Source organism: Roseibium sp. LAB1, assembly GCF_054658235.1.
On sequence record NZ_BAAGIB010000002.1, the window covers coordinates 1,388,119 to 1,402,781 of the forward strand.

Genomic DNA, 14,663 nt, shown 5'->3' on the forward strand with positions numbered 1-14,663 from the left:
GAGAATTTCTTCAGATCATGACCAGCCTTGCCTTTGCCGTCAACTAAAAAAACTGCCAATTTTCTGGCTGATTGCTGCATTTCTGGGCAGCAATCAGCCGTGAGTACTACTTCTGAGCGGCGGCAATTTCTGCCCGAACTCAAGGATTTTTTGGATCAGCTCGGCAAAATTTGCCTAGCAGGAGGGCAAAAATTGCCCCTGGTTTTGTCAGGCTCATCAAAAAATCATCCACAAGCCTTGGCCTCCCGGCGATTTGACACGGGCGGCGCACACTGCCGCGAAGGTGCTGAATCGTCACCTGTTCCAGGTTTTCGGCGCCCCTCTTCACCAGTGTTTCTCACGGTTTTGCGCAAAAATGTGATCAGCCTGATGGATTGAAATGTCTCACGAAATCACGACCTTACTTATACGTAAGGCTGCAGCCGGAATCATGGATGAAAATTTTGCCTAGCAACTCCGGAGCAGGGTCAGCACCTGTGGATATAACATGCACTCCGTGCACATTACTTTTGCCAGCAGCGGAAATTTACGCTACGTTTGGCATGTAGCTTGCTAAGTAAATTTCCAAGCTCATCCAAGGCATTCAGCCATTGCCTTGTTAGGAATCACGAGAAACGGAAAGATAAGGAATTCAACGACAAAATAATCAGGGGAGACGTGGTCATCCAGCCGAAAGGCTGAATTAAGGAGAAAAACCATGCGTCTCGACATAACGAAAACAGACTGTGCACCAACGGTTACAAGTTTACTGTCACTTATCTGTGCGGCTTTCCTTTTTGCCGCACCTGCCGCAGCCCGCGACTACCGTCCGGCACTGATGGCATCTTCACAATACAGCTATGATCCGGCCAATGAAGTGGACGTCGAACTCGTCCTGGCCGTAGACATCTCTCAATCCATGGATACCGAGGAACAGGAAGTGCAGCGCGCCGGATATGTCGCCGCTCTCACCTCCAGGGAATTCCTTGACGCCATACAGGTCGGTCCGATCGGCCGCGTGGCCGTGACCTACATGGAGTGGGGCGGGGTCGACGAGCATTTCATCGTGGCTGACTGGACGTTGATCCAGGACGCGAGTTCTGCGGCTCATTTTGCCTCCAAGATCGCAGAAGCGCCGCTCCGCCAGGTCCAGCGGACCTCCATCGCCTCGGCGCTCGAGAAATCCGTGTTTCTGGTTCAGAACAACCAGTATGAAGGCTTGCGCCGCGTGATCGACATCTCCGGTGACGGCCCGAACAACCAGGGCGGCTCCGTGACCGCCATGCGCGATCGCATGGTAGCTTCGGGTGTGACCATCAACGGTCTGCCGCTGATGATGAAGTCGAACAAGAACACCTGGCAGGCGATGCTCAACCTCGACCACTATTACGAGGATTGCGTGATCGGCGGTCCGGGGTCCTTTGCCATTCCCGTCCGCAGCCAGGAAGGGTTCGCCGATGCGATCCGCATGAAACTGGTGATGGAGATCGCCGGACTGCATCTGCCGGAACCCGATCCCTATTTCCAGCACGTGGCCGGCCGCGAACCGATCCGCTGCAATCTGTTCGACTGACCACCACGTCTCCATTCTCCTTATTGCCTGCCGCGTTCCGGGCCGGAACGCGGCTTTTTCTTTGACTTCCGGCCAACCGTCTTCCCGAAGGGAACAGGTTCTGGACCAGCCCGTTCATCTTCCTTTGCCTAAAGCGCTTTGAACGGCTAAACACTTCCCCGCCGTTGCCGCTTCCGGCCAGGAGATCCTTTCATCGGCATCCACCGGGATGCAGACAGGTAACCCGGGACTTTGGTTTCGAGCAGCTTTCGGCTATTCAATCGATCCGGATTGCATAGACACCAGAGGACCCTTGATGCCTGCAACGCCCACTCTTGCGCTTGTCGCGCATGACGCCAAGAAAGACGCCATGGTCGAGTTCGCCAGACGGCACCAGGACAAACTCTCTGTTTTCGATCTGGTCAGCACCGGCACCACCGGCGGCCGCATTCTGGAAGCCTGCCCGGATCTCAAGGTCACCCGGCTGAAAAGCGGCCCATTGGGCGGTGACCAGCAAATCGGCGCGATGATTGCCGAAGGCAAGCTCCAGGGCCTGCTCTTCTTCGTCGACCCGCTGTCGCCCATGCCGCACGATGTCGACGTGAAAGCCCTGATGCGGCTCGCGGTGGTTTACGACATGCCGATGGCCCTCAATCCGTCGACCGCGGATATCCTGCTGCGCTCTGCGCGCCTGCAAGGCCTCAAGACAACGTCCGCGACACCTGAAGTTGGCTCCCTGTCCTCATGAGTTTTTCCAAGAACGCTAAATCCTTTGCCTATCCGGTTCTGGTTGCCGATATCGGCGGCACCAATGCCCGTTTCGCCCTGGTTGACGACGCGGAGGCGCCCACCCGCATGTGCGGAAAGACCGCGACCGCGGATCATACGGACATTTCCTCAGCCATTCGGGAAGTCGTTCTGCCGGGAACGGACCCGAAGCCGCGCACTGCGATCATCGCGGTTGCCGGCCCTGTCACCGGTGACAGAATTCCTCTTACCAACGCGGCCTGGGTGATCGAGCCGCTGAAGATGATTGCCGATCTCGACCTGGAAGAAGTCATTGTTCTCAATGATTTCGAAGCGCAGGCCCTGGCCCTGCCCGGCTATAGTGGCCGCGATATCGAACAGGTCGGCTCCGGCACGATCCGTGGCGAGAGTGCCAAGTTCGTGCTTGGCCCCGGTACGGGTCTCGGTGCCGCCGCAATGATCTATGCCGCGCAGACCTGGATCCCGGTTCCGGGTGAAGGCGGACATGTGGAACTCGGTCCCGTCACGCCCGAGGACGTCGCTATCTGGCCGCATATCGAACTCGTCGGCGGACGGCTGGGGGCCGAACAGGTTCTCAGCGGCACAGGCCTGCCGCGCCTCGCCCGCGGCGTTGCCGCCTATTTGGGCGCTGAGCGCGACTTCAAGACGGCTGCAAGCATAACCATGGCCGCAGAAGAGAACGATCCGGTGGCGGTGAAAACGCTGGAGGTCTTTGCCCGGGCGCTTGGCCGCGTGGCTGGTGATTTTGCCCTTGCGGTTCTGGCCCGTGGCGGCGTTTATCTGACCGGTGGTGTCACTTCGCGGATCAGCCGGTTCCTGACCGATGGCGGTTTCCGGGCTGCCTTCGAAGCCAAGGCACCGCACGAGGCGCTGATGGCCAAGATCCCGACTTTCATCGTCCGTCACCCGGACCCGGCCCTGGAAGGCCTTGCCTCGTTCGCACGCGCACCGGAAGCCTTTGCGGTCGACATGCAGGGTCGACAATGGATCGCTGGCGCTGAAGCGGGCGAGAGCTGATACGGCCCGCCATGTCCACCGTCCCAGCCTTCGCGGCACCGTTACCTATCGACGGTGTCCTGCCGGAGCTTCTGGCAACGCTTGACGCGGGGCCGAACGCGGTTCTGGTTGCCGAACCGGGCGCGGGCAAGACGACCCGCGTGCCGCTGGCCCTATTGAACGCGACCTGGCGCGGTGACGGCAAGATCCTCGTTCTGGAACCAAGACGGCTGGCTGCCCGCGCTGCCGCGCGCCGGATGGCAGCCGAACTTGGCGAAAAGCCCGGCGAAACCGTGGGCTATCGGGTGCGCATGGAGACGAAGGTCAGCGCCCGTACGCGGATCGAGGTCATCACTGAAGGCGTCTTCACCCGGCTCATTCTGGACGATCCGGAATTGAACGGCGTTGCCGCCATTCTCTTCGACGAATTTCACGAACGCTCGCTTGATGGCGATCTCGGGTTGGCGCTGGCGCTGGATGTGCAGTCGGCGCTGCGAGATGATTTACGGCTGCTGCCGATGTCCGCAACGCTCGATGCTGCCGGTATTGCGCGCCTGCTCGGCGATGCACCGGTGATCGAAAGCACGGGCCGCAGCTACCCGGTTGAGACACGTTATCTGGGACGAACGCCGACCGAGCGCATCGAACCGCAGATGGTCCGGGCGATCCGGCAGGCTCTCGCGGAAGAAACCGGGTCCATTCTCGTCTTTCTGCCCGGTCAGGGCGAAATCCGCCGCACAGCCGAGATGCTGGACGGCAAACTGACCGCCAACTGCCAGGTGGCTCCGCTTTACGGTGGACTCGACGCCAAGGCGCAAGATGCAGCCATCCGGCCGGCCGACGCCGGCAAACGCAAGATCGTTCTTGCCAGTGCCATCGCCCAAACATCGCTGACCATCGAAGGCGTGCGTGTCGTCATCGACAGCGGTCTGGCCCGCGTGCCCAAATATGAGCCGCAGACCGGGCTGACTCGGCTTGAAACCGTGCGTGTCTCACGCGCTTCAGCCGACCAGCGCCGGGGCCGAGCCGGACGTACCGAGTCCGGTGTCTGCTACCGGCTCTGGGATGAAGCGCAGACCGTCGCCTTGCCGCAAGCCGAGTCACCTGAAATTCTGGAAGCGGATCTGACCGGGCTGGTGTTGGACCTTGCGGCCTGGGGGACACTCGATCCGGAGGCTCTCGCCTTTGCCGATCCGCCACCAAAAGCGGCCTGGAATGAAGCCAGGACACTGCTTCAGGATCTGCACGCACTGGATGACCACGGACGCCTGACCGGAGACGGCAAGGCTCTGGCGAAGCTTCCGCTGCATCCACGCCTGGCACATATGGTGATGGAAGGTGTCGCCCGCGATCTCGGCTTTACCGCCGCCATGATCGCGCTGATACTGTCCGAACCGGGTCTTGGCGGCCGCGACCAGGATCTGCGTGCACGTTTGCAATCCCTGCGTCACGACAAGAGCCAGCGTGTCAAGGACGGCCGCCAGCTGGCTGAACGCTGGCTGAAGCAGGCTGGCGGGTCAGGCAAGGAGATCGACCCGGAAAGTGCCGGACTTCTGCTGGCCCTTGCCTATCCCGACCGGGTTGCCCAGCAGCGCGGACAGACCGGCCGCTTCCGCCTTGCCAATGGCCGCGGCGCCGAACTGGAGGCGGAACACACCCTTTCCCGGGAAGCCTTCCTGACCGTTGCCGACATTCAAGGTAAAGCCGCGAGCGGACGCATCCAGCTCTGCGCACCGATCTCTAAAGCCGATATCGAGGATCTGTTTGCCGCTGACATCGTCGAACAGGACGAAGTCCAGCTGACAGGAGACGGTACGCTGAAGGCACGGCGTGTCACCCGTTACAAGGCGGTCGAGCTGAAGTCCGTCCAGATCCGATCAGCCGATCCGGAAGCCGTTGAACGCGCCCTGATTGCCGAAATCCGCCGTCGCGGCGTCTCCCGACTGCCCTGGAGCAAGGACCAGGAACGGCTGAAAAAACGTGTCGCCTATGCCCGGGAGAGCGGCGCGCAGGATCTGCCGGACCTTTCCGACGGCACACTAATGGAAACACTGGACACCTGGCTGCAGCCTTATCTCGCCGGCTGCACGAGCCTGGGGGCAATTGACACCGCGGTGCTCGGCAATGCGCTTGCGGCACTCCTGCCCTATGATGCGGCCGCGCGGCTGGACAGCCTTGCCCCCTCGCACTTCACTGCCCCGACAGGCAGCAAGGTGCCTATCGACTATGGTGCCGCCGCAGGTCCGACGCTTTCCATCCGCGTGCAGGAACTCTTCGGCCTCAAGGACCACCCGAGCGTCTGCGACGGCAGACTGCCGCTGATCCTGGAACTTCTTTCCCCGGCCCAGCGGCCGATCCAGATCACGAAAGATCTTCCCGGCTTCTGGCAGGGTTCCTGGGCGGATGTGAAGGCCGACATGAAGGGCCGCTATCCAAGGCACCCCTGGCCGGACGACCCGACCGTGGCCGAGGCAACACGCCGGGCGAAGCCCCGGGGGAGCTAGCTCCAAGTCTCGTCGTTGCCCGTAGTTGAACCAAGTCTCCACGCCATTCGACTGCCTCGTTTCAGGAGAGGAAACGGCATGGATCCCATGGTCAAGCCATGGGATGACGCAGGAAAGGTAGACGCCGGAGAATGCTCTCTACCGCAAATCTTGCCGAGCCTGGTCCCCCTCCCCGTTGTGGGGAGGGGTGGGGGTATGAAGCCTTAGCCCGAATGACCGATTCGCTGTTCAGCCCCCTCCTCACCTCACAAGGGGAAAAGGAACCGGTCTGACCAATTGGCGAAGTCCAAGTTTCAAGTCCGGCCACTGCACAGCTTCATGAAGGACTTGCTCCTCAATCGTCCGAGGCTGCCACCAGGCTTGCGTTGCCGCCGGCAGCCGCGGTGTTGATGGAGACCACCTGTTCCAGGGCGAACCGGTAGAGGTAAGCCGGGCCTCCGGCCTTGGGGCCGGTGCCGGACAGGCCGGAGCCGCCGAAGGGCTGGGTGCCGACAACCGCGCCGATGGTGTTGCGGTTGACATAGACGTTGCCGACGGACAGCCGGTCGACGACCTTCTTCACCGTTGCATCGATACGGCTGTGAACACCGAGCGTCAGGCCGTAGCCGGTCCCTGCGATCTGGTTTAGCACCTTATCGAGGTCGCCCGCCTTGTAGCGGACCACGTGCAACACCGGTCCGAAGACTTCCCGCGTCAAGGCCTCGGCCTTGTCCAGTTCGATGATGTGCGGAGCCACCCAGGAGCCATTGGCCAGCTTGCCGTGCGGCGTCTTGCCGGCATAGCGCAGTTTCTGGCTCTCTCTCATGTCATCGACATGGGAGAGAATGTTGTCGCGTGCTTCCTCGTCGATAACCGGGCCGATATCGGTGGACGGCAAGCGCGGGTCACCCAGGCTGAGTTCCTTGGCAGCGCCTTCCAGCATCTCCAGCAGATGATCGGCGACATCCTCCTGCACATAAAGCATACGCAGTGCCGAGCAGCGCTGACCGGCGGAGCGGAAGGCGGACATCATGACATCATCGCAGACCTGTTCCGGCAGGGCCGTCGCATCGACAATCATCGCGTTGATGCCACCGGTTTCGGCAATGAGCGGTACGATCGGGCCGCGTTTTGCAGCCAGCGTGCCGTTGATCAGCCAGGCGGTTTCGGTCGATCCGGTAAAGGCTACCCCGGCAACGGCCGGATGGGAGGTCAGCGCGGCACCGACATCGCCTTCACCCGGGAGCAGGTAAAAGACATCTTCCGGAATACCGGCCTGATACATCAGTTTCGCAGTTTCGAAGGCGATCAGTGGTGTCTGTTCCGCAGGCTTGGCAACAACGGCGTTGCCCGCCATCAGGGCGGCGCTGATCTGGCCGAGGAAGATCGCCAGCGGGAAGTTCCACGGCGAGATGCAGACGAAGACGCCGCGGCCCCGATACCGGTAACGGTTTTCCTCGCCTGTCGGCCCTGGCATCAGCTTGCCTTCGCCAAACAGGTTTCTGGCTTCGGCTGCATAATAACGGCAGAAGTCGACCGCCTCACGGATTTCGGCAATGCCATCGGTCAGGCACTTGCCGGCTTCCATGGAGAGGATCGTCATCAGGCGGTCCCGGTTTGCCTCCAGCAGATCACCGACCTTGTCGATGGCGGCCGCACGCTCTTCAACCGGCATGCGGGACCATTTCTCGAACCCCTTCTGGGCATTTTCGACAGCAAGGCGTGCCGTATCGCTGTCCGCGAAACGCACCGTGCCGACCTTGGTGGTGCCGTCCATCGGGGCAAACACCGGGTTTGCGTCCCCTGACGGCTTCAGGCCCGCCCCCAGCGGAGTGGCGTCGGTGAACGGTGCCGTGGTTTTCGCCATGCCGGACGTCAGCAAATTGCGTTCCGCCGCACAGCCGAATTCAACGCCATCGGAATTGCGCCGGCTGTCGCCGTAAAGATCCTTCGGCAGCGGGATCGAGCGGTTGACCGTGTGGTGACCGTTGTCGAGCAGCTCCTTTGGCCGCTTGAGCATCTTTTCAACCGGCACGGAGGCATCGCCCACAATGGTGACGAAGGAAGAGTTAGCCCCGTTTTCCAGAAGACGGCGAACGAGATAGGCCAGCAAGTCCTTGTGGCCGCCGACCGGAGCATAGATCCGGCACGGAAAGCCGTCGCGCTCGACAACGGACTTGTAGAGGCTCTCGCCCATGCCATGCAGGCGCTGGAACTCGTAGCCTTCAGCTTTTCCACCGGACAGTTCGATGATCTGGGCGACCGTCAGCGCGTTGTGAGTGGCGAATTGCGGGTAGAGCACGTCACGTGCTGCCAGCATCCGCTTGGCACAGCACAGATAGGACAGGTCCGTTGCCGCCTTGCGCGAGAACACCGGATAGCCTTCCGCACCACCTTCCTGGGCGTGCTTGATTTCCGTATCCCAATAGGCGCCCTTGACGAGGCGCACCATCAGTTTGCGGTTGGTCCTGCGCGCCGCGCTGACCAGCCAGTCGATCAAGTCAACGCCGCGCTTCTGATAGGCCTGAACCGCAAGGCCGAAACCATCCCAACCTTCGGTGACCGGATCGGTCAGCATGGCGGCAATGATATCCAGCGAGATTTCAAGCCGGTCGGCCTCTTCTGCATCGACTGTGAAATTGAGGTTGTGGTCCTTGGCCATCTGCGCCAGTTCGCGCAGCTTCGGCAGCAGTTCGTCGCGTACGCGCTCGCCATTGACGGCCTGATAGCGGGGATGCAGTGCCGAAAGCTTCACCGAGATGCCTGGACGGTCCGGAAGCTGCTTGTCACCGGCGGCCTTGCCGATGGCGGCAATCGCCTTGGCGTAGGACTGGAAGTAACGCTCTGCGTCCTTTGCGGTGCGGGCGCCCTCACCCAGCATGTCGTAGGAATAGCGGTAGCCCTTGGCTTCCTGTGTCCTGGCGCGTTCCAGAGCCTTCTGGATGGTTTCGCCAAGCACAAACTGGTGACCGAGCAGGCGCATCGCCTTGCGGGTCGCCATACGCACGGTCGGCATGCCCATGCGCTTGACGAGGCTGGACAGGATCGACTGGGGTGTGTCGCCAGGGTGCAGAAGACGCGAGGTAACGCCCAGCGCCCAGGAAGACGCAGACACCAGCCAGGTGTCGGATTTCGGACCTGAGGGATCGTCGAAACGGGCTGCGGCCAGCTTGTCCTCTATCAGCTTGTCGGCCGTTTTGGCGTCCGGAACGCGCAGCAGCGCCTCTGCCAGCACCATCATGGCAAGACCTTCACGGGTGGTCAGGCCGAACTCGCGCATGAAGTCTTCCACACCGCCAAGACCGACCTGGACGGAGCGCATGTCTTCGATATAGCCGCGGGCGCGCTGATCAATCAGCTTTTCCACCACCGGATCGGTGTTGGCTTCCTTCAGAAGCGCTTCGACAAGCGCTTTGTCATGGGGGGCATAAGCCGGGCGAAACGGCTCGAGTTCGGTTGAATTGACTGTCTTCATGGCTGCAACAGTTGCGGTCATGAGAACCTCCCAAAGAGGCCCCGCGGGGCCAGGCCAATAGATTTCCCTAAAATATCTCGAATCGAAGTCCTCTTTTCACTGTTTTTGAAGTCAAACTCCGTATATTTCTCTGTAAATTTCTTCTTTGTAGGGAAATTCACCATGCTTGATACGACAGACCGGAGGATTCTGAAGGTTCTCCAGCAGGACGGCCGCATTACCAACACGGACCTCGCCGAACGGGTGCATCTTTCGGCAACCGCGACGGCCGAACGCATGAAGCGTCTGGTGCGTGAAGGCTACATCGAACACTTCTCGGCCAGCCTCAATCCGAAGATGGTCGACAGGGGTCTTTTGGTCTTCGTCGAAATCCGTCTCGACCGGACGTCTCCGGAGATTTTCGATGCCTTCAAGATTGCCGTCGAACGGTCAACCGACATTATGGAGTGTCACATGGTGGCAGGTGGCTTCGACTATCTCATGAAGAGCCGCGTCAAGGACATGGAAGCCTATCGAGCGTTCCTGTCCGACGTTGTGCTGGCACTGCCGGGTGTGCGTGAAACACATACTTATGCCGTCATGGAGGAGATCAAGGATACCCATATCCTGCCGGTCTGATTTGCACCGGGAAGCAACCCGGCCAGGTCACTCCGTTCACAAAGCCTTGTCTTGACCGTGCAATGTGCCTTGCGCGAGGGAACGGGAACCGGACACGATCCGCAACAGGGGATTTTCTGATGAAACGCACGCTTGCCGCAACGCTTGGTCTTCTCGGAGCACTCATGACGCCGGTTGCCTCGCCGGCACAGGAAACCGTCAATGATCCGGCATGGCAGGCCATTCTGGACGACGCCAAAGGCGAGACCGTTTATTTCCATGCCTGGGGCGGCGAGCCGCGCATCAACGCCTACATCGCCTGGGCCGCCCGGGAAGTTGCGAACAATTTTGACGTTCGTGTACTTCAGGTAAAGGTCAGCGACACAGCCTCGGTGGTCTCGCAGGTCCTGGCCGAAAAGTCGGTAGGCAAAAGCAGCGGCGGGGCTGTCGACCTCGTCTGGATCAACGGTGAAAATTTCGCGGCCATGAAGGAACAGGGGTTGCTGGCGGCCTCCGGGTGGGCGCAGACACTACCGAACTGGCGCTACGTCGACGTGGAAAACAAGCCGACTGTCGTCCAGGACTTCACCGTTCCGACAGATGGCCAGGAAAGCCCGTGGGGCATGGCCAAACTGGTCTTCATGTATGACAGCGCGCACCTGGAAACCCCACCCGCGACGCTTGATGCACTGCTGAGCTACGCCAAGGCGCATCCAGGCCGCTTCGCCTATCCGCAACCACCCAATTTCTATGGCACGACCTTCCTGAAACAGGTTCTCGTCAGCACCGTTCCGGACAAGTCTGCATTGACGCAACCTGTCGACGAAGCCCGTTTTGAAGACATGACCGAACCGCTGTTTGCCTATCTGGACGCATTGCACGGCTCGCTCTGGCGCCAGGGACGCGCCTTCCCGAAGGATGCCGCGCATATGCGACAGCTCCTGGCCGACGGCGAGCTGGACATAGCGTTTTCGTTCAACCCGTCCGATGCCTCAAGTTCCATTGCCAATGGTGAATTGCCACCAAGCGTGCGTACCTTTGTTCTGGATGGCGGCACCATCGGCAACACACACTTCGTTGCAATCCCGTTCAACAGTTCCAGCCAGGCAGGTGCCAAGGTTTTCGCCAATTTCCTGTTGTCGCCCGCCGCACAGGCCCGCAAACAGGATCCGAGCATCTGGGGAGATCCGACCGTCCTCGACGTGGCAGGATTGCCTGAAACCGAAAAGGTTCTCTTCGACACGCTCGACCTTGGACCGGCAACGCTGACACCTCAACAGCTCGGCCCGGTGCTGCCGGAACCACACCCGAGCTGGGTCAGCGCGCTGGAAGAAGCCTGGACCGCCCGTTACGGCGCCGAGTGAGCCGGGGCACGTGCCGACGCAACCGAAAGCGGTTCCAGCCATTCCGGTGATCCTCGTCTCGGTCCTCCTGGCCGGACCGGTGCTTGCCGGTCTTGCCGGAACAATCCTGCCCGCTTTCGGTTACCTGCCGGCGCTGGGCCGCAGCGATATGTCCCTGGAGCCCACCCGGCACCTTTTCCAGCAGCCGGGTTTGTGGACTTCGGTCTGGCTCAGCTTTGTCACCGGCCTGACGGCCTCTGTCGTGTCGCTGGCGATCGTACTGCTGTTCGTGGCCGGCTGGTCCGGAACCGCGACGTTCCGGCGCCTGACCCGGTTTCTGTCGCCGTTGCTTTCCGTGCCTCACGCGGCGGCAGCCATCGGTCTTGCCTTTCTGATCGCACCATCCGGGTTTCTGGTTCGCCTGGTTTCGCCATGGGCAACCGGCTGGACCCGTCCACCTGATGTTCTGATCCTCAACGATCCGTTCGGCATCGCCATGACATTCGGTCTTGTCGCCAAGGAAGTGCCCTTTCTGTTCCTGATGACGCTTGCCGCGCTCAACCGCCCTCAGATCCAGGAGTATTTCAAGGTGGGGGCCAGCCTTGGCTACGGCTGTGTCTCAACGTTCTTCAGGATCGTCCTGCCGCAGATCTATCCGCTGATCCGCCTGCCGGTGCTGGCAGTGGTCGCCTATGCCACATCCGTCGTCGATGTTGCGGCCATCCTCGGACCAACGACACCGGCCCCGCTTGCCCCACGGCTCGTCCATTGGATGAACGACCCGGACCTGACCAATCGCCTGATGGCTTCTGCAGGCGCCTTGCTGCAACTTGCCGTCAGTGCGGCAGCGCTGGGAACCTACCTGACTGGTGAACGCCTTGTTGTTGCAGCCTTCAAGCGCCATCTGGACACCGGGCGTCGCCATCTGCGCGACCGGACGGCAAGGTACGGCGGACTACTAGTCATGCTGACCATCATCGCAGCCATGGTCTTGTCGCTGCTGCTTCTCGGCCTCTGGTCCGCCGCCCGTTCCTGGTGGTTTCCAGCAGCTCTGCCTCAGGCATGGGATGTCATGAGAATGACCGACACGCTGGGTATGAGCATGGGCCTCCTGGGCACGACCATCGGTCTGGCTGGTGCCTCCGCCCTTGTGGCGACGTCCCTGACCCTGTGGCTGCTGGAAGCGCGCGACCATCGCAAGATCTCAACCGGACACCGATTGAAGTCGCTGGTCTTCCTGCCGCTGCTGCTGCCCCAGATCAGTTTTCTATTCGGCTTGCAGCTATTGTTCCTGTCGGCTGATTTCAGCGGCACCTTTACCGCCGTCTTGCTGGCCCACCTGGTGTTCGTCCTGCCCTACGCCTTCCTGGCTCTGAGCGACCCCTGGGCCCGGCTTGATCCGCGCTATGCCAAGGCCGCCGCCTCCATCGGGGCATCGCGCAGCCGCATCTTCTGGCAGATCCGTTTGCCATTGCTGCTGCGGCCTGTTCTGGTAACGCTTGCCGTCGCAGCCGCGGTCTCCGTTGGCCAGTATCTGCCGACCCTGATGATCGGTGCGGGCCGGATTGCCACGGTCACCACCGAAAGCGTCGCTCTTGCCAGCGGGGGTAACCGGCAGGTCGCCGCGCTGCTGGCCTTGCTGCAGCTTGGCGTTCCTCTGGCCGGGTTTATGGTCGCCACGCTGCTGCCGGCACTGCTTCACCGCAACAGGGCCGCCATGCGGCTGGAAAGGTGAGGCCGCCGATGCACACCCAAAACGAGACGTCAGGTCTGGTCCTCCAGAATGTCGCGCTTCGCCTTGACGGGGCACTGCTTCTCAGGATCGACTGCCGGATTGAACCGGGTACTGTGCTGACCGTGATGGGGGAAAGCGGCAGCGGCAAATCCAGCCTGCTCGACTTCATTGCCGGTTTCCTCCGGCCGGATTTTCAGGCCGGTGGCAAGGTGCTTCTGGATGGACAGGATCTCACATCTCTGCCCGCGCAGGAGCGGCACATCGGCCTGATGTTCCAGACGCCCTTGTTGTTCCCGCATATGTCCGTATTGCAAAACCTGATGTTCGCCATCCCGGCGACCGTTCGCAAGAGATCACTTCGGAGGGACAGGGCACAGCAGGCCCTTGACGATGCGGGGCTATCGGGCTTCGGCAGCCGCGACCCGGCGACATTGTCCGGTGGTCAGCAAACCCGGGTTGCCTTGATGCGAACGCTTCTCGCCGAACCGCATGCACTGCTGCTGGACGAACCTTTCTCAAGCCTCGACAAGGCCCGGCGAGCCGACATCCGGGCATTGGTCTTCGACGCAGCCAGACAAAAGGACTTGCCGGTCCTGCTGGTCACGCACGACGAGGAAGACGCGGAGGCAGCCGGTGGCAAGGTACATTTTCTTGATGAGAGTGGATCGGGCAACGGCTGCGCCTGAGAAGGGGATCACATAGGTGCAATTGTCCGCCAACAAAGGGGAAGACCAAAACGCGCGGCGGAACTGAGCCGCCTAAATAATCTGCTGATGGTCGACAGAACATATCTGCCGTTGCCAGATTGGCTCCGACGACGGCAGAGGAAATCGGGCTTGTGAGCCCTGATGCTTATTCGGCGGTGTCCGCAGACTTGGCCTGAAGCAGGGAATAGTTGTCGATGCCGATCCGCTCGATCAGTTCGAGCTGGGTTTCAAGGAAGTCGATGTGGCTTTCCTCGTCGCTCAGCAACTTTTCGAACAGCGCCATGGACACATAGTCGCCGAGCTCGCGGCAGACCTCACGGGCTTCATGGTAAAGAGCGCGGGCAACGTATTCGGCTGCCAGATCGCCTTCCAGGCATTCCTTTACCGACTGACCGATGCGCAAAGGATCGATCGTCTGAAGATTTGGCAGGCCTTCCAGAAAGATGATCCGGTCCATCAGGTCCTGTGCATGCTGACGTTCTTCATCAGCTTCCGCCAGTTCCTTGTCGGCCAGTTTGCCGAAGCCCCAGTCGGCCAGCAGCCGGGCATGCACCCAATATTGGTTCACCGCCGTCAGCTCGTGACGCAGAGCCTTGTTGAGATACTCGATTACGCGCGCTTCGCCCTTCATGACCCTCTCCCTGCGTGATCAACCGGGGCCACTCCCACGTGAGCGGATGTCCTGAAGTTGATCGATTTCCGTGTGCCGGACCATGCCCTTGCTGAGGCAAGTGCCGGTGTGTGCTAGCGGTTTGTGGCCTGCTTCATCTGAACAGACGACTCTTCCGACTGCGGTTGCTCTTCAGTACTTTTTTCGTGAATGATGTCAATGACGGACGGGAAGCAGCTTCCGCAGCGCGGCCGGCACCCCAGATGACGGAACACAGCTCCGGGCGTTGGCACCTTGCCATTCGGGTCTGCACGCATTTCTTCCGCGGCTTCGCGAAGTTGCTTGTCAGACAGTACGTTACAGGAGCAAATGATCATTGTAGGATCCGGCGCGCGTCCTCATATGCGAACATATTGGC

12 protein-coding genes are annotated in these 14,663 nt (G+C 60.8%); 9 read left to right on the forward strand and 3 right to left on the reverse strand.

Translation table 11 applies throughout. The features are described from left to right. The first annotated feature begins 99 nt into the window (after positions 1 to 99). The 5 genes from ACYQ54_RS16330 to hrpB all read left to right on the forward strand — a co-directional run bounded on the left by ACYQ54_RS16330 (position 100) and on the right by hrpB (position 5,799). The gene (locus tag ACYQ54_RS16330) at positions 100 to 378 is read left to right on the forward strand and encodes a hypothetical protein (protein WP_460084069.1); all 279 of its coding nucleotides are present in this window, start codon (positions 100 to 102) and stop codon (positions 376 to 378) included. A gap of 319 nt (positions 379 to 697) precedes the next feature. Further along, the gene (locus ACYQ54_RS16335) at positions 698 to 1,552 is read left to right on the forward strand and encodes a DUF1194 domain-containing protein (protein ID WP_460084071.1); all 855 of its coding nucleotides are present in this window, start codon (positions 698 to 700) and stop codon (positions 1,550 to 1,552) included. Between the two features lie 295 nt (positions 1,553 to 1,847). After that, positions 1,848 to 2,279, forward strand: coding sequence for a methylglyoxal synthase (locus ACYQ54_RS16340; RefSeq protein ID WP_460084073.1), 432 nt, complete (start codon positions 1,848 to 1,850; stop codon positions 2,277 to 2,279). Continuing rightward, positions 2,276 to 3,316, forward strand: a complete 1,041-nt coding sequence (locus ACYQ54_RS16345; protein ID WP_460084074.1) for an ROK family protein — start codon at positions 2,276 to 2,278, stop codon at positions 3,314 to 3,316. The genes ACYQ54_RS16340 and ACYQ54_RS16345 overlap by 4 nt, the downstream gene beginning before the upstream one ends. Before the next feature lie 11 nt (positions 3,317 to 3,327). Beyond that, positions 3,328 to 5,799, forward strand: a complete 2,472-nt coding sequence (gene hrpB, locus ACYQ54_RS16350; protein WP_460084076.1) for an ATP-dependent helicase HrpB — start codon at positions 3,328 to 3,330, stop codon at positions 5,797 to 5,799. A 334-nt stretch (positions 5,800 to 6,133) separates the two neighbouring features. On the opposite strand, the gene putA is transcribed toward hrpB, so the two are convergent. Beyond that, a complete protein-coding gene (gene putA, locus ACYQ54_RS16355) occupies positions 6,134 to 9,274 on the reverse strand; it encodes a bifunctional proline dehydrogenase/L-glutamate gamma-semialdehyde dehydrogenase PutA (RefSeq protein ID WP_460084078.1) in 3,141 nt (1,046 codons plus the stop codon). A 141-nt stretch (positions 9,275 to 9,415) separates the two neighbouring features. On the opposite strand from putA, the gene ACYQ54_RS16360 reads away from it, so the two are divergent. The 4 genes from ACYQ54_RS16360 (at position 9,416) to ACYQ54_RS16375 (ending at position 13,614) form a co-directional block, all read left to right on the forward strand. Beyond that, on the forward strand, positions 9,416 to 9,871 hold the full coding sequence (locus ACYQ54_RS16360) for a winged helix-turn-helix transcriptional regulator (protein WP_460084080.1): 456 nt from the start codon (positions 9,416 to 9,418) through the stop codon (positions 9,869 to 9,871). 164 nt (positions 9,872 to 10,035) lie between these two features. Further along, positions 10,036 to 11,214: an ABC transporter substrate-binding protein gene (locus ACYQ54_RS16365; RefSeq protein WP_460084847.1), complete on the forward strand. Its 1,179-nt coding sequence runs from the start codon at positions 10,036 to 10,038 to the stop codon at positions 11,212 to 11,214. A 10-nt stretch (positions 11,215 to 11,224) separates the two neighbouring features. Further along, positions 11,225 to 12,928, forward strand: coding sequence for an ABC transporter permease (locus ACYQ54_RS16370; protein WP_460084081.1), 1,704 nt, complete (start codon positions 11,225 to 11,227; stop codon positions 12,926 to 12,928). A gap of 8 nt (positions 12,929 to 12,936) precedes the next feature. Further along, entirely contained in the window at positions 12,937 to 13,614 is a 678-nt protein-coding gene (locus ACYQ54_RS16375) for an ATP-binding cassette domain-containing protein (protein ID WP_460084083.1), read from the forward strand. A 166-nt stretch (positions 13,615 to 13,780) separates the two neighbouring features. Here ACYQ54_RS16375 and bfr read toward each other — a convergent pair whose 3' ends face one another. Together bfr and ACYQ54_RS16385 are read right to left on the reverse strand one after the other, a co-directional pair. Continuing rightward, positions 13,781 to 14,266: a bacterioferritin gene (gene bfr / locus ACYQ54_RS16380; RefSeq protein ID WP_460084085.1), complete on the reverse strand. Its 486-nt coding sequence runs from the start codon at positions 14,264 to 14,266 to the stop codon at positions 13,781 to 13,783. Between the two features lie 113 nt (positions 14,267 to 14,379). Then, positions 14,380 to 14,622 (reverse strand): (2Fe-2S)-binding protein, encoded by a 243-nt coding sequence (locus ACYQ54_RS16385; protein ID WP_460084087.1) that lies wholly within the window; start codon positions 14,620 to 14,622, stop codon positions 14,380 to 14,382. Positions 14,623 to 14,663: the final 41 nt, after the last annotated feature.

Coding starts and splice junctions, on each gene's coding strand:
- ACYQ54_RS16365 (WP_460084847.1), top strand. CDS start 10,036: ATGACGCCGGTTGCCTCGCCGGCACAGGAAACCGTCAATGATCCGGCA.
- hrpB (WP_460084076.1), top strand. CDS start 3,328: ATGTCCACCGTCCCAGCCTTCGCGGCACCGTTACCTATCGACGGTGTC.
- ACYQ54_RS16340 (WP_460084073.1), top strand. CDS start 1,848: ATGCCTGCAACGCCCACTCTTGCGCTTGTCGCGCATGACGCCAAGAAA.
- ACYQ54_RS16345 (WP_460084074.1), top strand. CDS start 2,276: ATGAGTTTTTCCAAGAACGCTAAATCCTTTGCCTATCCGGTTCTGGTT.
- ACYQ54_RS16335 (WP_460084071.1), top strand. CDS start 698: ATGCGTCTCGACATAACGAAAACAGACTGTGCACCAACGGTTACAAGT.
- ACYQ54_RS16360 (WP_460084080.1), top strand. CDS start 9,416: ATGCTTGATACGACAGACCGGAGGATTCTGAAGGTTCTCCAGCAGGAC.
- putA (WP_460084078.1), bottom strand. CDS start 9,274: ATGACCGCAACTGTTGCAGCCATGAAGACAGTCAATTCAACCGAACTC.
- bfr (WP_460084085.1), bottom strand. CDS start 14,266: ATGAAGGGCGAAGCGCGCGTAATCGAGTATCTCAACAAGGCTCTGCGT.
- ACYQ54_RS16385 (WP_460084087.1), bottom strand. CDS start 14,622: ATGATCATTTGCTCCTGTAACGTACTGTCTGACAAGCAACTTCGCGAA.
- ACYQ54_RS16375 (WP_460084083.1), top strand. CDS start 12,937: ATGCACACCCAAAACGAGACGTCAGGTCTGGTCCTCCAGAATGTCGCG.